16 protein-coding genes are annotated in these 21266 nt (G+C 71.9%); 10 read left to right on the top strand and 6 right to left on the bottom strand.

Translation table 11 applies throughout. The features are described 5' to 3' along the window. Positions 1-28: 28 nt before the first annotated feature. The 8 genes from ABH926_RS13410 (at position 29) to ABH926_RS13375 (ending at position 8488) form a co-directional block, all read left to right on the top strand. Positions 29-457, top strand: coding sequence for a pyridoxamine 5'-phosphate oxidase family protein (locus tag ABH926_RS13410; protein WP_370365811.1), 429 nt, complete (start codon positions 29-31; stop codon positions 455-457). 135 nt (positions 458-592) lie between these two features. After that, entirely contained in the window at positions 593-2011 is a 1419-nt protein-coding gene (locus ABH926_RS13405) for an MBL fold metallo-hydrolase RNA specificity domain-containing protein (protein ID WP_370365809.1), read from the top strand. Then, on the top strand, positions 2008-2253 hold the full coding sequence (locus ABH926_RS13400; protein WP_370365808.1) for a hypothetical protein: 246 nt from the start codon (positions 2008-2010) through the stop codon (positions 2251-2253). The genes ABH926_RS13405 and ABH926_RS13400 overlap by 4 nt, the downstream gene beginning before the upstream one ends. Continuing rightward, positions 2235-5042: a GNAT family N-acetyltransferase gene (locus ABH926_RS13395; RefSeq protein ID WP_370365807.1), complete on the top strand. Its 2808-nt coding sequence runs from the start codon at positions 2235-2237 to the stop codon at positions 5040-5042. Before ABH926_RS13400 ends, ABH926_RS13395 begins: the two co-directional genes overlap by 19 nt. A 46-nt stretch (positions 5043-5088) precedes the next feature. Further along, positions 5089-5961, top strand: coding sequence for a universal stress protein (locus tag ABH926_RS13390; RefSeq protein ID WP_370365806.1), 873 nt, complete (start codon positions 5089-5091; stop codon positions 5959-5961). Between the two features lie 154 nt (positions 5962-6115). Then, the gene (locus ABH926_RS13385; RefSeq protein WP_370365805.1) at positions 6116-6559 is read left to right on the top strand and encodes a hypothetical protein; all 444 of its coding nucleotides are present in this window, start codon (positions 6116-6118) and stop codon (positions 6557-6559) included. 196 nt (positions 6560-6755) lie between these two features. Further along, entirely contained in the window at positions 6756-7628 is an 873-nt protein-coding gene (locus ABH926_RS13380; RefSeq protein WP_370365804.1) for a universal stress protein, read from the top strand. A 95-nt stretch (positions 7629-7723) separates the two neighbouring features. Continuing rightward, positions 7724-8488, top strand: a complete 765-nt coding sequence (locus tag ABH926_RS13375) for an SRPBCC family protein (protein WP_370365803.1) — start codon at positions 7724-7726, stop codon at positions 8486-8488. Here ABH926_RS13375 and htpX read toward each other — a convergent pair. After that, positions 8397-9287 (bottom strand): zinc metalloprotease HtpX, encoded by an 891-nt coding sequence (gene htpX, locus ABH926_RS13370; protein WP_370365802.1) that lies wholly within the window; start codon positions 9285-9287, stop codon positions 8397-8399. The two genes, ABH926_RS13375 and htpX, sit on opposite strands and share 92 nt — an antisense overlap. A gap of 95 nt (positions 9288-9382) precedes the next feature. Further along, complete coding sequence (locus ABH926_RS13365; protein WP_370365801.1) at positions 9383-10567, bottom strand: acetoin utilization protein AcuC; 1185 nt, start codon at positions 10565-10567, stop codon at positions 9383-9385. A gap of 189 nt (positions 10568-10756) precedes the next feature. Between ABH926_RS13365 and ABH926_RS13360 the strand changes: the two genes are divergently transcribed. Next, complete coding sequence (locus ABH926_RS13360; protein ID WP_370365800.1) at positions 10757-12346, top strand: FAD-binding oxidoreductase; 1590 nt, start codon at positions 10757-10759, stop codon at positions 12344-12346. Positions 12347-12361: 15 nt separating this feature from the next. Here the strand turns inward: ABH926_RS13360 and mraY are convergent, their stop codons facing one another. The 3 genes from mraY to ABH926_RS13345 form a co-directional block, all read right to left on the bottom strand. After that, complete coding sequence (gene mraY, locus ABH926_RS13355; protein WP_370365799.1) at positions 12362-13426, bottom strand: phospho-N-acetylmuramoyl-pentapeptide-transferase; 1065 nt, start codon at positions 13424-13426, stop codon at positions 12362-12364. An 84-nt stretch (positions 13427-13510) separates the two neighbouring features. Beyond that, positions 13511-15142: an amidohydrolase gene (locus tag ABH926_RS13350; RefSeq protein ID WP_370365798.1), complete on the bottom strand. Its 1632-nt coding sequence runs from the start codon at positions 15140-15142 to the stop codon at positions 13511-13513. Continuing rightward, entirely contained in the window at positions 15139-17898 is a 2760-nt protein-coding gene (locus ABH926_RS13345) for an AAA family ATPase (protein WP_370365797.1), read from the bottom strand. The genes ABH926_RS13350 and ABH926_RS13345 overlap by 4 nt, the downstream gene beginning before the upstream one ends. A 204-nt stretch (positions 17899-18102) precedes the next feature. Here ABH926_RS13345 and ABH926_RS13340 point away from each other — a divergent pair, with 204 nt between their 5' ends. Next, positions 18103-18795, top strand: a complete 693-nt coding sequence (locus ABH926_RS13340; RefSeq protein WP_370365796.1) for an alpha/beta fold hydrolase — start codon at positions 18103-18105, stop codon at positions 18793-18795. Between the two features lie 111 nt (positions 18796-18906). Here ABH926_RS13340 and ABH926_RS13335 read toward each other — a convergent pair whose 3' ends face one another. Continuing rightward, entirely contained in the window at positions 18907-21240 is a 2334-nt protein-coding gene (locus ABH926_RS13335; RefSeq protein ID WP_370365795.1) for a helix-turn-helix domain-containing protein, read from the bottom strand. Between the last annotated feature and the right edge of the window lie 26 nt (positions 21241-21266).

Genomic DNA, 21266 nt, shown 5'->3' with positions numbered 1-21266 from the left:
CCTCCCGGGCGATGGACACGATCGAGGCATGACCGTGGGACAGCGCATGGAGCACTTCAGCGAGGCCGAGGCCTTGGACCTCGCCGCGACGGTGCCGATCGGCCGCATCGTCTACAGCCGTTACGCCCTGCCGGCCGTCTTCATCGTCAACTTCCGGCTGGACGGCCGCGACCCGGTGTTCCGGACCCGCAAGGGCTCGATGTTCGGCGCCGGCGTGGCCGAGACCGTCGTCGCCTTCGAGGTCGACCGGATCGACGAGGCGGCGCGCGACGGCTGGTACGTGACCTTCCTGGGCCGCGCCAAGCTGATCACCAGCCCCGCCGAGCAGACCCGGCTGGCCGGGCTGGGCGTCGACCCGTGGGCGCCGGGCGAGCGGGAGCACTTCATCAAGATCGTGACCGAGAAGGTCGTCGGCCGCCGGATCCCGCACCACCCCGACGACGAGCACGACGCCTGAGAGCCGGCGGCCTCTGAACCGGCGGGCTCTGAGCCGATGGGCTGCGAGCCGACCGCCGGGCTTCGAGGGGGTGCCGTTCCCGGTGTCCTCCGATTGGACGATCGCCCCGCCCGCGTCGGCATGCGAGGAGAAGCCATGAGCGCACCACGATCCGCCGGCTCGCTGACCTTCCTTGGCGGCGCCGGCACCGTCACCGGAAGCAAGTACCTCGTCCGCACCACGCGCTCCTCCGTGCTCGTGGACTGCGGGCTGTTCCAGGGGCTGGGCAAGCTGCGGCGGCGCAACTGGGAGCCGCTGCCCGTGGCCGCCGAGTCCATCGACGCGGCGGTCGTCACGCACGCCCACCTGGACCACTGCGGCTACCTGCCCCGGTTGGTCAGGGACGGTTTCACCGGCCGGGTGTACGCCACGCCGGAGACCATCCGGCTGGCCGGGATCGTGCTCCGCGACTCCGCGCATCTGCAGGAGGAGGACGCCGAGCACGCCAACCAGCACGGCTGGAGCAAGCACGAGCCGGCGCTGCCGCTGTACGACACCAAGGACGTCGAACGCTGCCTGGAGTACTTCACCGAGCTCGACTTCGACACCACGGCCCGCATCGCCGACGGCGTCCAGGCCCGCCTGCGCAACGCCGGCCACATCCTCGGCTCGGCCTGGGCCGAGCTGACCCTGGAGGGGCCGGACGGCGCGTCGCAGCCCTCGACGATCGTCTTCTCCGGCGACCTGGGACGCCCGCGCCATCCGCTGCTGCGGCCGCCGGCACCGTTCCAGGGCGCCGACACCCTGGTCCTGGAGTCGACCTACGGCGACCGCCGCCACGACGACGCCGGTTCCGCGGCGCGGTTCGAGGACGCCGTCGACTCCACGCTCAGACACGGCGGAACGGTGCTCATCCCGGCCTTCGCCGTGGACCGCACCGAGATGATCCTGCACGAGCTGGCCGGCCTGGCCCGGCGCGGTGTGCTGCGCGACGTCCCGATCTACGTCGACAGCCCGACGGCCCTGGCCGCGCTCGACATCTATTCGGAGGCCCTGGCCGACCACCGACCGCAGTTCCTGCCGACGGTCACCGAGAACGGCCTGGCCGAGATCCTTCCCCCGGGTCTGCGCCTGGCCCGGACCCAGGAGGAGTCCCGCCGCATCGACGTCCACAACGGCCCGCAGATCGTGATCTCCGCCTCGGGCATGGCCACCGGCGGCCGGATCCTGCACCACCTGCAGGCCGCGCTCCCGGACCCGCGGAACACGGTCCTGATCGTCGGGTTCGCCGCCGCCGGCACCCGGGCCCGCGACCTGACCGAAGGCGCCACAGCGCTGAAGATCCACGGCCGCTACGTCCCGGTCCGCGCGCGCATCGTGCAGCTGTCCGGCCTGTCGGCGCACGCCGACTACCCCGAAGTCCTGGAATGGCTCGGCACCGTACGGGCCCCGAACACCACCTACCTGGTCCACGGCGAGCCGACAGCCGCCGAGTTCCTGCGCGAGCGCATCACCGAACGCCTGCGGTGGACGGCTGTCGTCCCCCGCCCGGGAGAGAAGGTCCTTCTGCCGTGACCATCCACGACCACGCGGTCCCCGCCGGCCAGATCCATCTGCGGGACAACCTCACCGGTCGGCACGGCCTGTTCTCCTGCTACAAGCCGGTCGTCTTCGCCTTCCACGGCTACGAGGAGCAGGGCACCACGACCGCGCCGATCCGGCAGGCCATGACCGACGCCAGGGCGCGGCACCGGACCTGGATCGTCGAGCACGGCGAGGATCTGCCGGAGATCCGCGAATGGACCTGGACGCCATGAACGGACCCGCCTCGCTCGCCGATCGGCCCGCCTTTCCGAGCGAACCGGTGCACGCACTGCTGGCCGACGGCACCACGGTGTCGATCCGGCCCACCGCCGAGGGGGACCTCGACGGCCTGATCGCGATGTTCGCCGCGTTGTCCCCGGAGAGTTCGCGCATGCGGTTCTTCGCCTCCGGCACCGCCGCCGGACGTGGAGCGGCCCGCAGGCTGTGCGATCCGCATCCCGATCGGATCGCGCTGGTGGTCGTGGCGCACCACGGCCAGGACGAGGAGATCATCGGCGAGGGCGAGGCCTGGCGGCTGCGCCCGGACGCCGACGCCGCCGAGGTCGGCTTCACCGTCGCCGAGGGCCACCGCGGCCTCGGCATCGGCACCCTGCTGCTGGAACACCTCGCCGGCGCCGCGCGTGCCGCCGGGATCCGGACGTTCGTGGCCGAGACCCTGGCCGATAACCTGGCGATGAAACGCGTCATCGCCTCGGCCGGACTGAACCACAGCGCCGCGTACGAGCACGGCGGCACCGTCTTCCACGAGATCGACCTCACCGAGGACGACGCGTACCTGGAGGTCGTCGCCGACCGCGAGTTCGCGGCGAGCGCCGCGTCGCTGGAACCGTTGTTCCGGCCGCGCGCGGTGGCCGTGGTCGGCGCCGGGCGCGGCGGCGGAGTGGGGCGCGCGATCCTGGACCATCTTCTGGCCGCGGGGTTCGACCGGCCGCTGTTCGCGGTGAACCCGCACGCGGACCGGATCGCCGGCGTGCCGTGCTCGCGCTCGATCGACCTGCTGCCGGAGCAGGTCGACCTGGCGGTCGTGGCGGTACCGCAGGACGGGCTCGTCGAGGCGGCCGCCGCCTGCGGACGGCGCGGCGTCAGGGCCCTGACCATCATCACTTCTCCGGTGTCGGCCTCGGTGCGCATGACCGTGAAGGCGATCTGCCGCCGCCACGGCATGCGGCTGGTCGGGCCGAACTGCCTGGGTGTCGCCTCGTTCGGGCCGGACCTGGCGATGGACGCCACGTTCGGGCCGCAGACCCCGCTCGGGCCGGCCCGGATCAGGCCGACCGGGACGGGGCCGGCGACGATGGGGCCGACCGCGATCGGATCTTCCGTGATCGGACCTTCTGCCATCGCCAGCGCGGCCGGGATCGGCGTGCAGTCCGGCGGCGTGGGCATCGCGATGCTCGACCACCTGTCCCGGCTCGGCATCGGCGCGGCCTCCTTCGCCTCGCTCGGCGACAAGGCCGACGTCTCGGGCAACGACCTGCTGGCCTGGTGGTCGCGCGATCCCGCGACGCGGCTGGTGCTGCTGCACCTGGAGTCGTTCGGCAACCCGCGCAAGTTCGCCCGCTACGCCCGGCGCGTGGCGCGCGCCAAGCCCGTGCTGATCGTCGCGGCGGGACGCTCCGCGGCCGGGTCCCGGGCCGCCGCCTCGCACACCGCGACCTCCGTGGCCCCGGGGATCACCCGCGAGGCGCTGTACCGGCAGGCCGGCGTCATCGCGACCCACTCGGTCACCGAACTGGTGGAGACGGCCGCGCTGCTGGCGACCGGCGCACGGCCGACCGGCAACCGGGTCGCGGTGGTGTCCAACGCCGGGGGCATGGGGGTGCTGGGGGCCGACGCCTGCGTCGAGACCGGTCTGGCCGTCCCGGAGTTCGGCGGCGCGTTGCGCGAGCGTCTCAGTACCCTGCTGGGGCCGGCCGCCGACTGCGGCAACCCGGTGGACGCCGGGGCCGGGGCCGATGCGGATCTGCTGCGTGCGGCGGTGGAGACCGTGGCCGCCTCCGGCGAGGTCGACGCGGTTCTGCTGTTGCTGGTCCCGACGGCGCTGGCGGAGTTGCCCGCGACGCTCGCCGCCGACGCCCGCACCGGATCGGTGCCCGCCCTCGCGGTGCGGGTGGATCAGGCTGCCGGGGTCCGGACCGTAGTGGGGTCCGACGGAGCGGTCGCCCCGGTCTACGGGGACGCCGAGTACGCTGCCAGAGCCCTGAGTCATGCCTGCGCCTATGCGGCGTGGCTGCGCCGTCCCGGCGGCGAGGTGCCGGTGCTGTCCGACGTCCGCTCGCGGGACGCGGCGCGGTTGATCTCCCTGTTCCTGGCCACTCACCCCGAAGGCGGCTGGCTGCCGCCGGACCGTGCCGCGGATCTGCTGGCCTGCTACGGGATCCGCTGCGCGCGCCTGGTCCTGGCCACCGACGAACAGAGCGCGGTGACCGCCGCGGACGTCTGGGGCGGCCCGGTCGCGCTGAAGGCGTACTGGCCCGAGCTGATCCACAAGAGCGATGCCGGCGGCGTGCTGCTGGGTCTGTCCGGGCCGGAGGAGATCCGCGCGGGCTGGCGCCGGCTGCGGGACAGGTTCGGCGACCGGCTGGCCGACGTGGTGGTGCAGGAGATGGCGCCGACCGGCGTGGAGCTGCTGGTCGGCGTCGACGACGACGCGGTCTTCGGCCCGCTGGTGGCCTTCGGCATCGGCGGCACCGTCACCGACCTGGCCGCCGACCGCGCCTACCGGCTGGCCCCGCTGACCGGCGCGGACGCCGAGGAACTGGTGCGCTCCACGCGCGCCGCCCGGCTGCTGGCCGGCTATCGCGGCCGGCCCGGAGGAGATGTGGTCGTGGTGCGCGAGGTGCTGTCCCGGCTGGCGCAGCTGGCCGCCGAGCAGACCTGCGTGGCCGAGGCTGAGATCAATCCCCTGATCGCCGCCCCGGACGGCGTGACGGCGGCGGACTTCCGCATCCGTGTCGAACCGCGCACCCCGACCGATCCCTACCTGCGCCGCCTGCGCTGAAGGCGGCGGCGCGGACCCGGTTCCGCCCAAGCAGAAGGAGGCCATCATGAAGCACACCGTCGTCGTCGGGTACGACCAGAGCCCGTCCGGCGAGCGCGCCCTGGGCCAGGCCGGCCGGGAGGCGGCCTGGCGGAACGGCTCGGTCACCGTCGTGAACGCCTTCCAAGCCGTCCTGACGAGCCCGATCGGCTACTTCCCGACGGACGTGGAGACCTCGCTGAAGGAGGCCGCCGACGAGATCGCGGCAGCCGGCGTCGCCGGGGTGCGCCAGCGGTATCCCGGCATGACCGTGGACTCGGCGGTCGTCGCCGGGCCGGCCGCCGACGCCCTGGCCGAGGCCTCCCGGGACGCGGACCTGCTGGTGCTCGGCAACCGCGGCCGCGGCGGGTTCGCCGGCCTGCTGCTCGGCTCGGTGTCGATGCGCACGCTGACCCTGGCCTCGTGCCCGACGATGATCGTCCGCGGCGCGCAGCGCGATCCCGTCCACACGGTCCTCCTCGCGGTGGATGTCGCGGATCCCGCTGAGGAGTCGATGGACTTCGCGTTCGCCGACGCCTCCATGCGCAGGGCGCAGCTGAAGGCGGTCACGGTGTGGGACCTGGACTGGATCGGGGCCGACGACCCCGACACCGCCGACAGCCTGGTCAAGGCAGAGCGGAACGCCCGGGCCGACATCCGCTCGACCCTGGAGCGGCAGCTGCGCCCGTGGCACGCCGAGCATCCGGAAGTCCACGTCGTCGCCGAGGTCCTGGGCGGCACACCGAGCGCGGCGCTGACAGACCTGACCGGGAGCACGGACCTGATCGTCGCGGGCGCGCACCGGCGCGGCGACGACCACCTCGGCATGCGCCCCGGGCCGACCGCCCACACGCTGCTGCACCACGCGGACTGCCCGGTCGTGGTTGTGCCGCGGGCGTGATCGGCGCCGGTTTCCCGGGCTTTTGGGGACCTTCGGCCCTGGGGCCGCTCGCCCGCACCGAGGTCCACTGGGAACCGGAAGAGGAGGCGCGCAGGCCATGGGAGTACAGGCCGGCGGCTACGCCGTCGTGAGGGCACCGCGGGGCTGAGAAGTCATGCGCCTCATCAGTCGGATCGCGGGCAGGCACCGTCCGAAGCGTTCGGGGCGGCAGAAGGACCCGGCCCCGGACACCGCGCGCTGGCGGCAGCGGGCCATGCTCACGAGCCTGCGACGGGACCTGGACGAGGCGGCCGACGAACTGGCCTTCGTCGAAGTGGAGATCACCCGCAGCCGGGAGCACGCCGCGCGGTTGGCCGCCGAGGAGGAGGCAGCGGCCGCCGACGGCTGCGCCGCCGTCGCCGCCGAGATCCACGAGGAGCTGAGCCAGACCCGCGCCTTCCTCGCCGAGCTCGTCGAGGTCCACGACGCGGTGATCGCCGAACAGGACCGGCTGTCCTCGGAGTACGCACGCCTCGTGAACCGCCTCGCCGAGGCCGACAGGACGAACGGACCGATCACCATCATCACGAATCCGGGAACGCCGGGTCCAACGGCCTGACCACGATCGGGACCTCAAGCCCTGGCGGGGGTGCGCGGCCGCGACGAGCGTGGAAGGCGGGCCCGCGGGCGAGCCCCGAACAAGCCGGCCAAGCCCGCGAACAGGCACCGGACAAGGCCCGCAGACAAGCCGGCAGGCAAGCCCGCAGAAGAGTCCGCAGAAGAGCCCACAGACCGCGCTCACCGTGGAGGTCGCCATGAACACCGTCGTCGCCGTCGGGTACGACCGCGCGCTGCCCGGCGAGCGGGCCCTGGACCTCGCCGCGGCCGAGGCGGCGCGTCGCGGCGGATCACTGGTCGTCATCACCGCCTACCACTGGCTGACCCCGCCGGCACCGGACTCGCTGACTTCCTCCGACACCGAGTCCACCGCGCGCAAGGCCGCCGAGGAGATCGCCCTGGGCGGCGCGGCCCGGGCCCGCCAACAACACCCGGCCGTCCCGGTCGAGGCGCGCGCCGTCGCCGGGTACGCCGGCAAGGTGCTCGCTGCGGCCAGCCATGAGGCGGACCTGCTCGTGGTCGGCAACCGCGGCACCGGCGGATTCCAGGGCATGATGCTGGGCTCCACCTCGCTGCGCACCCTCGCCGAGGCCTGCTGCCCGGTGATCGTGGCCCGCGGGAACGTGCTGGACGCCCACCACCGCATCGTCGTCGCCGTCGACATCGACGAGGGCTGCGACGCCGTCCTGGACTTCGCCTTCGACGAGGGCTCGCGCCGCGGCGCCGGCCTGACCGTGACGAACGTCTGGGACGAGCCCTGGATCGTCGCCTACGGCCAGCAGGACCCCGGCATCGCCGAGGACGTCGCCCGCATCGAGCGCGAACGCGACGACCGCCTCGCGGCCCTGGTGCGCGCCTTCCAGGAGCGCTACCCCGAAGCCCGCTCCTTCCACCAACTCGCCATCGGCTCGGCCGCGGGCCTGCTGGTCGACGCCTCCCGGCGCGCGGACCTGCTGGTGACCGGCGCACGGCGGCACGCGGAAGGCCGGCACGGGATGCTCATCGGGCCGGTGAGCCAGACGCTGCTGCAGCACGCCGAGTGCCCGGTCGCCGTGGTGCCGCTGGGATGAGGCCGCCGGACATCGAGCCCTGACAACCCCCTTGGACACCGGCGCGCTCAAGGTGTTCCTGAACCGCCCCTGACCCCTCGCGAAAGGAAGAAGCCATGAATCGCGGATGGCCTGCGGCACTGCTCGCCGGCGGGCTGCTCGGCTTCGCCGCCGCGGCCTACCCGGCCCTGTGGCGGGACCGCTGCTTGAACTGGGGCGCCCGGGACGACGAGATCCTCCGGACGATGCCCGGCGACAAGCTCCTGCCCGATGCCACGGTGGTGACCACCAGAGCGATCGGCGTCGACGCGCCCGCCTCGGCGATCTGGCCGTGGCTGGTGCAGATGGGTTCAGGGCGGGGCGGCGCCTACACCTACGACTGGATCGAGAACTTCTTCGGGCTGAACATGCACAGCGCGGACGAGATCGTCCCCGGGCTGCAAGACCTCGCCGTCGGCGACGAACTCCCGCTGGGCAAGGGCCAGAGGATGCGCGTGGAGGTCCTGGAACGCGAGCACGCGCTGGTGGTGCGCTCGGTCGACGGCGCGTGGGTGTGGTCGTTCGGGCTCTACCCCCAAGCCCCTTCCACCCCTGGCAAGTGCCAGACCCGCCTGATCAGCCGCAACCGGATCCAGGTCCCGCGGACCGGGCCCGTGGCCGGCGCGCTGTGGCTGTTCGTCATGGAGCCGGGCAGCCTGGTCATGGAGCGGAAGATGCTGCACGGCATCAAGGACCGGGCCGAACGGCTCACCGCCGCGCCGAACCCGCCGACCCCGAACCCGCCGACGCTCAGACCGGCCGCCCCATCTGCTCCGAGAGCTGCGCCAGCTGCTCCAAACGCCGCTCCAGCTTCGGGTGCGTCGAGAACAGGTTGGCGATAGACCCGCCGACCGGGCTGATGAAGAAAGCATTGAACGCCTGCACGCTGCGCAGGTCGCGATGCGGGATCCGGCTGGACTTGTCGGACAGCTTCACCAGTGCCGAGGCCAGTTCCGAGGGCTGCCCGGTCAGGATCGCGCCGTCCCGGTCCGCGGCCAGTTCCCGATACCGGGACAGGGCCCTGATCAGCACGAAGCTGACCGCGTAGACCGTGAGCGAGACCACCGTGATCGCCATCATGATGATCGCCGTGTTCTGGTCCTGGCGGCGGCCGAAAGCCTGCGAGTACAGGGTGAAGCGCATGATCAGGCCGGCCATGACGCCCAGGAACGAGGCGATGGTGATCACCGCGACGTCCCGGTGCGCCACGTGCGTCAGCTCGTGCGCCAGGACGCCTTCCAGCTCCTTCTCGTCGAGCAGCGCCATCATGCCGGTCGTCACGCACACCACCGCGTGCTCGGCGTTCCGGCCGGTGGCGAAGGCGTTGGGCACGTCCAGCTCGGCGACGGCCACCTTCGGCTTCGGCATGTCGGCCAGGGCGCACAGCCGGTCCACGATCGCGTGCAGCTGCGGATACTCCTCTTCGGTCACGATCTGCCCCTTGAGGGCGGCCAGCGTGATGCGGTCGGAGTACCAGTACTGGGCGAACAACAGGCCGCCGAGGATCACCACGATCAGCACGACGGACTTGAGCAGGACCACGAGCACCGCCGCGAAGGCGACGTACAGCAGCCCAAGCAGGAACAGAGTCAGACCCATCCGCGCGGTCAGCTTGCGGTCGGGCTGGATACGGCTTTCCACGGCGCCTCCTGGTATCCGTTCCTCCTCCCATCTCCAGCATGCGCCTCGACCAGGGCTTTAGGCCAGGGCCATACGTCCCTGATCGTTTTCGCCGATCACGGCTCCGGGAACAGGCCGTGCCAGGGAAACGCCGAACGCCTGGTCAGCATCACGGCCCGGTCCACGGGATCGGCCGGGTCGTATCCGCTGGTCCACGGCCGCGGGTCCGGGTGCTGCCCGTCGGTCATGGTCGGCACGCGGGCCGGACGGCCGGTCGCCTCGCGGGCGAGGACGAGCCACTCGGCAGGGATCGCCGAGGCCGGCGCGATCGGGTGCCCGGCGGCCTCGGCCAGCAGGTGCGTCCAGGCCCGCGGCACGACGTCCACCAGCTCGTAGCCGCCCCCGCCGAAGGCGACCCACCGCCCGGACGCGACCTCGTGGGCCAGGCGGTGCAGCCGTTCCGCCGCCGCACGCTGCCCGTCGACGGTGAGCAGCAGATGGGCCAGCGGGTCCAGGGCATGGGTGTCGCAGCCATGCTGGGTGACCAGCACGTCCGGTTCGAAGGCCCGGACCAGCGGCGGCACCACCGCGTCGAAGGCCCGCAGCCACTTCTCGTCGCCGGTCCCGGCCGGCAGCGCGACGTTCACCGCCGCGCCCTCCGCGCCCGGGCCGCCCGACTCCGACGGCAGACCGGTGCCCGGGAACAGGCTTCCGGGGTGCTCGTGCAGGCTGATCGTCAGGACCCGCGGTTCGTCCCAGAACGCCGCCTGGACCCCGTCCCCGTGATGCACGTCGACATCGACGTAGGCCACCCGCCGCGCGCCCTCGGCGAGCAGCCAGGCCACCGCGATCGCCGGGTCGTTGTACACGCAGAAGCCCGAGGCGTGGGAGCGCATCGCGTGATGGAGTCCCCCGGCGATGTTCACCGCATGCTCGCTCACCCCGTTCCACACCTGGCGCGCGGCGGCGACCGACGCGCCGACGATCCGCGCCGAGGCCTCGTGCATGCCCGGGAAGTAGGGGTTGTCCTCGGTCCCGAAGCCGAAGCGCATCCGCTCGCCGGACGTCGCCTGAGCGGAGTGCCGCACCGCCTCGACGTACTCCGGGGAATGGACCAGTTCCAGCAGGCCGTCGTCGGCCGGCGGCACCGCGACCACCTCCACACCGGGGTGCTCGAACACCCCGAACGACCGGGCCAGCGCCATGGTCAGCGCGACGCGCACCGGCGCCAGCGGATGGTCGTGGCCGAAGTCGTACTCCAGCAGACGGTCGTCCCACGGAACACTCAACGAGCCGGTCACCAGACCAGTCCACCCCAGCCGCACCGCGCGTCGTAGGGCCGAAAGTCCCGCCGTTCGCGAACCGGGCCCTTCGTCCGTCCGGGTGACCACGGGCCCAGCACCGCCACACAACACCGGACCCGGTGCCGCCCGCACATACCGTGATCTTGATATCCATGCTCTTCAATCCTGACGCGGCAGGAGTTCGACGTGTTGGACCGACGGGATGTGCTCAGGCTCGGTACGGCGGGCGCGCTGGCGGCGGCGGCCTCGGCAGCAGCGACGCCCACGGCCACAGCCACGGCCACGGCCACAGCGCGCGACGTATCAGGGGCCGAATGGCGCGCGTTGGCCAGAGCGCTCTCCCCCGGAGCCTCCCTCTACCGGCCCTGGGATCGCGCCTACTGGCCGCTCTCCGTCCCCTTCAACCACCGCTATGAAGCCATCCGGCCGGCCGGCATCGTCACCTGCGTCACCACCGCCGACGTGGCCGCCGCGATCCGCTGGGCCGGCGCGGTGGGGATGCCGGCCGTGCCGCGCTCGGGCCTGGGGCACAACTACGCCGGGTACTCGACCACCACGGGCCTGCTGCTGAACATGAGCCGCATGAAGGCGATCTCCTCCACGAAGCGTCCCGGCGTCCGGGTCCGGCGCTACGGCCCGATCCAGGTCGGCCACGACGCGGGCACCGTGACCGTCGGGGCCGGGGTGACCAACGGCGACGTGCATCCGCTGTTGGAGGACGAGGGGATGTTCGTGCCCACCGGGCGCTGCCCGTCGGTGGGCGTCGCCGGCCTGGTGCTCGGCGGCGGCATCGGCTTCAGCGACAAGATGTTCGGCATGACGTGCGACCGGCTGCTGTCCACCACCGTGGTGCTGGCCGACGGCAGCGTGGTCGAGGCGAGCGAGGGCTCCCACCCCGACCTGTTCTGGGCGGTGCGCGGCGGAGCGGGCAACAACTTCGGCGTGCACACGTCCTTCACCTTCGGCTACGACCAGTTCGCCGGCAACGTCTCGTTCTACTCCTTCACGTGGACCATCGACAGCGTGCAGCCGGTCATGGCCGCGATGCAGCAGATCGCGACGGAGACGCTCGGCGACAAGCGATTCCACTGCCGCCTCGGCATCGGGACCGCCGGACAGCGCCGCCGCGAGATCGAGGACAACGCGAACGTCAACGTCATCGGGCAGCACTACGGCAGCGTCGGGGATCTGCTGGGCATCCTCGATCCCCTGCTGCGGATCGGCACCCCCGGCGAGCGCGCGAGCAACGCCAAGTCAGTCCGCGAAGTCACCCCCGGCCGGGCGAGCGAGCTGCTGTCCCAGACCACGCCGAAAGACCGTTTCGCCGCCAAGTGCGCGATCCTCGCCCCCGGGGACCTCCTGGACGCCGATCAGGTCCAGGCCGCGGCCGAGACGCTGAAGACCTGGCCCGGCAGCGCCAACCCCGACGGCGCCGGCTTCGCGATGTTCGGTCTGGGCGGACGGATCAACGAGATCGCCCCGGACGCGACGGCGTTCGTACACCGGCGCGCGGCGTTCATCCTGAACGCCGAGACCACCTGGGCCGACCGCGATCCGCGCAGCGTCGTGCGAGCGAACCTGGGCTGGCTCGACGAGTTCTACGACGCGATCTTCCCCTTCGGCCCGCCGCGGCACTCGTACCAGAACTTCCCCGACCCGCAGCTCGACGACTGGCGCACGGCGTACTACGGACAGAACTACGACCGCCTCGTCACGGTGAAGCAGGACTACGACCCGGCCGGCTTCTTCTCCTACCCGCAGGCCATCGGCAGCTGACGGAGCCGGGGTCCGTCAGGCTGAAGCCTTGAACCCGCCGTAGAACATGCCCAGGCCCAGAGCGACGCAGAGTCCGGCGATGATCCAGAACCGGATGGTGATGGTGATCTCGGGCCAGTCCATCATCTCGAAGTGGTGGTGGATCGGGGAGTTCTTGAACACCCGCTTGCCGTGCCGCAGCTTGTAGGAGCCCACCTGGATCACCACCGAAAGCAGTTCCATGAGGAACACGCCGCCTATGAGCAGGGCGAGCAGTTCGGTGCGCGAGCAGATGGCCAGACCGGCGAAGGCGCCGCCCAACGCCAGCGCCCCGGTGTCGCCCATGATGATCTTCGCCGGGGACGCGTTCCACCACAGGAAACCGAAGCACGCGCCCACCACGGAGGCCGCGACGATCGCCAGGTCCAGCGGGTCGCGCACCTGGTAGCAGCCCTTGCTCGGCGACACGGCGCAGTTCTGGCCGTACTGCCACAGGCCGATCACCACGTACGCGCCGAAGGCCATGACCGAGGTGCCGGCGGCCAGGCCGTCCTGGCCGTCGGTGAGGTTGACCGCGTTCGACCAGCCCGCGATCATCACGTAGCTCCAGACCACGAACAGCACCGGGCCCAGGCTGAGCCAGCCGATGTCCTTCAGGAACGACACGTGCTCGCTGGCCGGCGTCAGTCCCGCGGCGTTCCGGAAGTGCAGCACCAGCACGGCGAACGTGAGCGTCACCGCCAACTGCCCGGCCAGCTTCGCCCTGGCCCGCAACCCGAGCGAACGCTGTCGGAAGATCTTGATGAAGTCGTCCATGAACCCGACCGCCCCGAGGCCCGTCATCAGGAACAGCACGAGCAGCGCCGACGTCGTCGGGGCCTTCATCGTCACGGCCTTGGTCAGGAAGTAGGCGGCGAGCGCCGAGAGCACGATGACCGTGCCGCCCATCGTCGGCGTCCCCCGCTTGACCTGGTGCAGCTCCGGCAGCTCGTCCCGGATCTCCTGCCCCCAGCCGCGGCGGGTGAAGAACCGGATGGCCACCGGCGTACCGGCCAGCGAGCAGATCAGGGCGATGAGGGTGGCATACAGAAGCGCTCTCATCGTGGCTGGTCCCCCACTGCGGTTCGAACTACCGACGGTTTCGCGCAATCGTACGGGCGCACGCCGCGCGGGGGCCCGGCAACCTCATCGCCCGGCCGCGGCCCCGTCTTTCTGCCAAGCCAGGGTCCCGCCGAGGAAGGTATGAGTCGGGTTCAGGTCCCGCCGATCCTGGTCCGAACAGGTCGCCGGATCCCGGTCCCACACCGTGAAGTCGGCCAGACGCCCCGGGGCAAGGCATCCACGCAGGTTCTCCTCCTGCGAAAGCCGGGCCGCGTGGCCGGTGTGCAGGGCGACCGCCTCGTCGTAGCTGACGGCGTGTTCGGCCCCCTGAACGCCGATCACGGTCTGCCGCGTGGTCATCCCCCACACCGAGCGCATGGCGCCGAACTGGCCGACGGGGAAGTCCGAGCCGGCGCTGACCGAGGCGCCCTCGTCGACCCACTCCCGGGCCGGGAACAGGGCCGCGACCCGCTCCGGGCCCCAGAACCCCTGCTCGACTTCGGCCGCGTCGTGCAGCAGTGGCTGCTGGATGGTGACCGGGACGCCCAGCGCGACGGCGCGGGCCCGCTGCTCGGGCCCGGCCAGCCCGCCGTGCTCCATGACGAGGGTGCCGGCGGGCAGGCCGGGGTTGTTCCGCAGGACTCGTTCGTACACGTCGAGAAGCACGCGTACCGCGCGGTCCCCGTATGCGTGCGTGCCGACCCGCCAACCCCGGCGGACCACGGCCTCGACGGCTTCGACCAGCACATCGGGATCCCAGGTCAGCGTACCGAAGAAGGAGTGGTCGCAGGCGTACGGCTGCTCGGTGGCCCCGGCCTCGAGCCCGCCGTCGAGGCCGAACTTCACGCCCCACACCCGCAGCCAGGGGTCTGCGCTGTAGCGCCACTCCTCCATGGCGTCGAGCATGTCCTCGACCTGGGCCACGCTGTCCATCCCGAAGGTCGCGATCATCGCCCGGACCCGGACCCGCAGCGCGCCGGCCTTCCGGGCCGCAAGCAGGATGCGGTAGTCGGGCAGGAAGACGGCGGCGTCGCGGACCGTCCCGATGCCCGTCGCCGCGTACTGACCGCTCGCCAGGCGCAGGCCGTCGATCTGCCGCGCCTCGTCGTCGACCGGCACCAGGCGCTCGACCAGTCCCTGGGCGTTGTCGATGAGCCGGCCGTCCAGCCGGCCGGCGGCGTCGCGGCCGATCACGCCGCCGGGCGGGACCGGCGTGTCCTCGGTGATGCCGGCCAGGCGCAGGGCGAAGCTGTTCACCACGTCGTTGTGGCCGCCGCGCTTGACCAGCACCGGGTGCCGGTCCGTGGCCCGATCGAGCTCGACGGCCGTGGGCATGCGGCGCTCGGCCAGGTTGAGCTCCTGCCAGTTCGTCGTGGTGCGGATCCACTCCCCGTCGGGGGTGACCGCGGCCCGCTCTCGGATCAGGTCCAGGAACTCGGCAATGGTCCGGGCCTTGTGGACCGGGACGTCATGCGCGCTGCGGCCGGCGAAGACCAGATGGGTGTGGGTGTCGTCGAAGGCCGGCAGCACCGTGGCCCCGGGCAGGTCGTGGACGGCGGTCCGCGCGCTCACCCACGCGTCCAGGCCGTGCGGATCAGCGGACAGGGCCACGATGCGGTCGCCCCGCACTGCCAGGGCGCGCTGCGGCGCCTGACCGGGAACCAGCGTGTGGATGGCCGCCGCGCGAACCACCAGGTCTGCACCATGATCATTCATGCTTCGACGCTAATCGGCCGGTGCGGATAGCCGCTCCCGTCATGTGACGTATTGAGCCGCTCGAGAGCATCGCGCAGCGCCGCCCGGGAGGTGACACCCAGCTTCGGGAACAACTGGTAGAGATGCGTGGACACAGTCCGCGGGGACAGGAAGAGCTTCTCCCCTATCTGCTTGTTGGTCAGGCCCGAGGCGGCAAGGCGCGCGATCTCCCATTGCTGCGGCGTCAGCGCGGAATCAGCATGCTGAGCTTCGACGCCGATCGGCCTGCCGCAGGCCCGCAGTTCCTGCAGAGCCCGGTCGGCCCAGGGCGCCGCGCCGAGCCGGCCGAAGGTCTGCGCGGCGACGTTCAGGTGGTGGCGCGCTCGTGCGGAGGACTTGCCGCGCCGCAGCCGCTCGCCGAAGTACAGATGGATCCGGGCCTGCTCGAAGGGCCACCGGTCGGCGCCTTCGACGGCCAGCGCTTCATCGAACCCTGCGAAGCAGACGTCATCGTCGTCGGCGGCCAGGGCGGCACCGGCCAGCAAGACCATGCGCAGCCGCGGGGACACCTCAGCGAGACCGGATTTCCGCCCAACCTCGATATGCGCCAAAGCGTGGCCACGTCGGCCAGTCCGCACCGCCGCCTCGATCAGGTCCAGGAACACCCACAACGCGTGCGAGGCGAACGACGGCAGACTCCCGGCCGGCGCGATCGAACTCGCATGGTCGTAAGCCGCCTCGAAATCCCCTCGCGCGAGGGAACCGAGGGTCCTGATATGCGCGGCGTATTGACGGGCCGCACCCGCACGATGCGGCCCGGCCCACTGCTCGAGCTGGTCGGCCACCGAATCGGCGCCCTCGTAGTCGCCACTGGCGGCCGACACGCAGGCGACGAGGAACCTGCCCGGCCAGGACGGCATCGGATAGTGGAACAGCTCGCACAGATCCAAGCCGTCGGCGATCACCCGGCGCAGCTGTGACCACTGGCCGCTGAACCAGAAGTGGTTGCCCAAGAGGAACAGCGCCTGGATGGCCGGGAAGACGTTCTCCCCGGCCCGGTCCCCATAGGCCGTGCGCCACAGCGGCTCCTCCAAGCCACCGAGGCGGTCGGCGTAGGCCGCGGCGACACCGATGCGCACGATCCGCACCGGATCCGCGGTGCCGGGCAGCTGCCCGATGACGGCGTCCAACTGAGCCCAGTCGGCCGGCCGTGCGCGGACCGGATCGCCGAATGCCGCCCGCATCAGGGCCGCCAGATCCGGGACCGAGGCGAACCGCGCCATCGCCTGGTCGAAGGACGACCACAGCTCTGGCCTGCCCCCGTAAAAGCACACCATCAGCAACACGAACAGCGCTTCGACCAGCGGCGTGTCGGATGCCTCGCAGGGCTCGGGCCGGCTGAGCACGGCCGCGCTGAGAACGCGATGCGCGGTGTCGACGTCGCCGTAACCGTTGAGCAGATACACGGCGGTAGCAGCCGCAGCGGCCACGGACCCCGCCTCCGGAGCGGAATGCCGCGCCGCGTCCAACAAACGCGGTACTTCTCTCAGACGGCCGGTGAGGTTCACGCCGACATACGCCGCCATGGCCAGCCGCCGCGCCTGCTCGGTTCCCCGCGGACTCAAATCGGCGGCGCGCACCAGCGCCTCCACGGCGTCCGCCCCGTCACCCCGCGCGGCTCTGATTCCGGCGACCTGCTCAAGCAGCGCCGCGACACGCTCGTCGGGCTCGACACAAGCCAGCGCCAAGTGCCAGGCACGGAGTTCGAGGGAGCCGCCATGAGCCTCGGCGAGAGCGTTGTGCACGTTCCGTCGCTGCTCGCTGGTCGAAAGCTCCACCACCGCCGAGCGCACCAGCGAATGCCGGAAGCTCAGCCTCCCGGTCGCGTCGTCGACGACCACCAGGCCCGCATTCTCCGCCGGCGCCAAGTGTTTCAGGCTGCACCGTCCGGCGACCGCCCGCCGTACCACCTGCATGCTGCCGCTGCTCTCCAGTGCCGCCACGAGCAAAAGGTGGCGGGTGGCGGCGGGCAGGCCCTGGACGCGGGAAGCGAATGCCGCCTGAAGACGGCGGGTCAGCGGAAGGTGCCTCGGCAGGGCCTGGGACGCGGTCCGCTGCGAATCGGTGAGCGCGGCGGGCAGTTCCAACAAGGCCAGCGGGTTGCCCTCGGCATCGGCCATGAGGCGCTGACGGACCCGCGGCGCCAGTGCCGGGAAGCTGCGCACCAGCAGTCTTTCGGAGGCGGCCGCGCTGAGCGGCCCCAGCTCGTGCAGCCCGTCGACGGCGAACACGCTCTCAGCGCCGGTCCGGGCGGCGCACAACATCCCCGCGCCGGTGCCCGGCAGACGCCGCGCCATCGTCTGCAGAACAATGGTGCTGGCTGGATCCAGCCACTGGATGTCGTCCAGCACGAGCAGGATCGGGCAGTCCCGGCTGAGGTCGGTGATCAGGGAGACTGCCGCCTCGGCCACAGCGCCGTGATCGAGAGCCGGGCCTGTCACCGCCGCCAGGTCTTCTCGTAGCCGGTACTCCGGCACAGAGGACAGCAGCTGGTGCAGCGCGATGTAGCCGACCTGCGTCCGGTACTGGTGGCCCGCGGTGTGCAGAACCCGGAAACCCGCCTCTTCGGCCTTATGCGAAACGGCGGTGAGCAAGGCCGTCTTGCCGACCCCCGGGTCCCCGACCACCAGCAGCGACCCGCCGAACTGCGGGATGCCGGCCACGAAGTCGCCGAGCCGCTCGGCGTCGCGGTCCCGGCCGATCAAGGATCCGTCCACCTCCTCAGTCAACGGAGCGCGAGGCGGGAGTGCCAGGAAAAGCGGGGTGCAAAAGTAGGCCGCGCCAGTCTGTGCAGCCGCTGGCGCCGGCCGCCGGCCGCCGGCCGCGGAACTACGTCACATGACGGGAGCGGCCGAAACAGCCGTATTCGTACCGTCCTCCCCACAGGCCGTTCACCAAGGCCGGACGTCACTGGAGGAATCATGAACGACAGCACAGCACCCGGGAACGTCGTGCTCGTCCACGGCGGTTTCGTGGACGGCTCCGGCTGGCAGGGCGTGTACGACGCCCTGCGCGCCGACGGCTACAACGTGGCGATCGTGCAGAACCCCACGCTCACGCTGGACGGCGACGTCGCCGCCACCCACCAAGTGATCGACGCAATGCCGGGCCCGGTGACCCTGGTCGGGCACTCCTACGGCGGCGTGGTCATCACCGAGGCCGGCACCCACGAGAAAGTGCGAGCCCTGGTTTACGTCGCGGCGTTCGCCCCGGACAAGGGCGAGTCGGTCAGCACCCTGATCGCGGACCCGCCGCCCGGCGCCCCGGTGCCGCCGATCCTGCCGCCGGTCGACGGGTTCCTGTTCCTGGACCGCGAGAAGTTCGCGGAGTCCTTCGCCGGGGACCTGCCGGAACCCCAGGCCGCCTTCATGGCCGACTCGCAGGTCCCGTGGGGCCTGGACGCCCTCAACGGAGCCGCCTCGCAACCGGCCTGGCGCAGCAAGCCCTCCTGGTACCTGGTCTCCCAGGACGACCGGATGATCCCGCCGCCGGCACAGCGCGCGATGGCCGAGCGGATCGGGGCGACGACCGTCGAGGTGCCCGGGAGCCACTCCGTGTACGTCTCGCGCCCCGCCGCGACAGCCGACCTGATCAAGCAGGCCGCGCGCGGCTGACCCGCGGCGGCCGCCCGGCGCCCACTCCGCCCCTTGTCGGCCGTGTCGGCCCGGTAGCGCTAGCGCAGCGCCCCGGGTCGATGAGGATCCTGATATCCCGCAGCCCTCCCGTCACCAGCCCGCCGGGAACTCGCACCACCCGCCTCCCGGCGGGCTGTGGCGCGTCGCCGGGTCGCGCCACAACGCGAGGACCTCGTCGGCCCGCGCGACCCGTCCCGTGGCGTTGATCGCCGCGTAGCGTGCGCGGGCGGCTTCGACCAGCTCGACGGCTTCGTCGTGCCGGCCGGTCCGGTTCAGCAGCCTGGCGTAGTGGACCTCCAGGTCGCCGCGCTGGAACGGCAGCTCCACGCGGTCCGCGACGGTCAGCGCCTGCCGGTAGGACGCCTCGGCCAGGCCCTCCTCGTCGATCGCCTCGTAGGCCCAGGCGAGGTACAGGCCGCCGGTGATCAGCGAGAAGTCGGCGATCAGCTGGCGCGCCGCCGACGTCTGCGGGATCCGGTACATCTCCATCACCTGGAGGATCTGCTCGACGGCTTCGCGCGGCCGGCGCAGCCGGATCAGGTTGACGGCTGAGATCTTCAGGGCTTCGGCGAGCCCTTCGTAGTCCCCGGCCTCGATGAACAGTTTCTCCGCCTGCTGGCCGTAGGACAGCGCCGTCGCGGAATCGGGCCGGGTCAGCGCGTTGGCGGCGTACTGGTACCCCCAGGCCTGCTGCCTGAGGTCCCCGGCCTGCTCGGCGATGCGGGCGGCACGCAGCGCGGTCTGCGCCGACAGCTGGTGGTCGCCGCGGACCACTTGCGCCCACGACAGGTAGTTCAGCTGTGTGGCCTGCTCCACGGTGTTCCCGAGACGCTCGGCGGCGGCCACGGCCAGGCTGAACAGCTCGTGCCAGTGCTCCCACAGGTGCCAGTGGTCCGAGAACCAGTGCAGAGCCTCGGCCGTGTCCACGACCTGGCGGTCCCACCCCTGTTCCGCGGCGATGCGCACGGCGCCGAACCAGTTGTCGCCCTCGGCCTGCAACCAGGCGGCAGCGGCTTGAGCCGTCGACAGATCCACCGGGTGTTGTCGGTCCTCAGGTGCCGCACCGTGTTCGGGCTCGAACCAGCGGCCGGCCGTCACGGTCTCCGCGAGCAGCCATTCGGTCATCGCCCTGCTGACCGCCGCCAGTTCCGCGGGCTCCTCCTCCGCCGCCAGCCGGTTCCCGGCGAACAGGCGGATCAGGTCGTGGAAGGCGTAGCGCGGACCGTCGTTCTGGGTCAGCAGGCCCAGTTCGTGCAACTCGTCGAGCAGATCCTCGGTGTCCGGCAGCGAATCCCCGATCAGCACCGACGCCAGCGCGGCGCTGAAGTCCGGCCCGGGGATCAGCGCCAGGCGGCGGCACAGTCGCCGGGCCTGCGGGCTCAGCTGGTCGTAGGACATGCCGAACGCCGCCGTGATCTGCTGGTCGCCGGCCTGGATGCGCTCCAGCCGCCGCCCGGAATCGGCCAGCCGATCGGCCAGCTGCCGCGCGGTCCAGCCCGGCCGGGTGGCCATCCGGTTGCCGATGATGCGCAGCGCCAACGGCAGCCCGCCGCACAACGCCGCCAGATCCGCCAGCCCCTCGCCGCGCGGACCGTCCGCGCCGCCGATGATCGAGCTCAGCAGCCCGAAGGCCGCCGGGCCGTCCAGAACCGGAACGGGCAGCCGCGCGACGCCCTCCAGCCCGGTCAACAGCCTGCGACTCGTCACCAGCGCCAAGGCCGGGCCCGCGCCCGGCAGGAGCGGCCGGACGTGCTCCTCGTCGCGGGCGTTGTCCAGGACCACGACGGCAGGCCGTTCCTCCAGCAACGCACGGAACTGCCCGGAGCGGCCGTCCACGTCATCTGGCACGTCGCGGTTCCCCACCCCGAGCGCCTTCAGCAAGCGGAACAGCGCGGCGGTGACAGACAGCGGCTCGGCGTCCATGCCCCGCAGATCCACGTAGTACAGGGCCACGCCGCGCGCGTCCGCCAACCGGCGACCGGCCTCCACCGCGAGCGTGGTCTTCCCGACTCCGCCGGGCCCCGACAACACCACGACCGAGGCCGCGGCTCCGGATCCGGCCGGCGATCCGGACGCGAACTCGGCGAGCCCGGCCAGTTCCGCCTCACGGCCGGCGAAGTCCGGGACCGGCCTCGGCGGCACGCACCAGCCGACCGGCGCGGTCACCGGGCGCGGACGCCCGGCCTCCGCCAGCTGCTCCAGGACGCTCCGCTCCGCCTCGCCCAAGCCGAGCCCGTCGGCCAGGGCGATCACCGTCCGCCGCTGCGGCCCGAGGCTGTGGCCGCGTTCCAGTCCGCCGATGGCCCGCGCGCTGACGCCCGAGCCCTCCGCCAGACCTTCCAGGGTCATCCGCGCTCTCCGCCGCAAGCGGAGCAGCTCCGCGGCGAACGTCGTCGCCGGTCGCTCTTCTCGGTCTTCGCTCACGCCCGACCGTACGCCGAGGACGGCCG

This window comes from Catenulispora sp. GP43 (assembly GCF_041260665.1).
GTDB lineage: Bacteria > Actinomycetota > Actinomycetes > Streptomycetales > Catenulisporaceae > Catenulispora.
The sequence above is the reverse complement of the archived record's forward strand: the minus strand, read 5'-3'. Positions and strand labels throughout refer to the sequence as shown.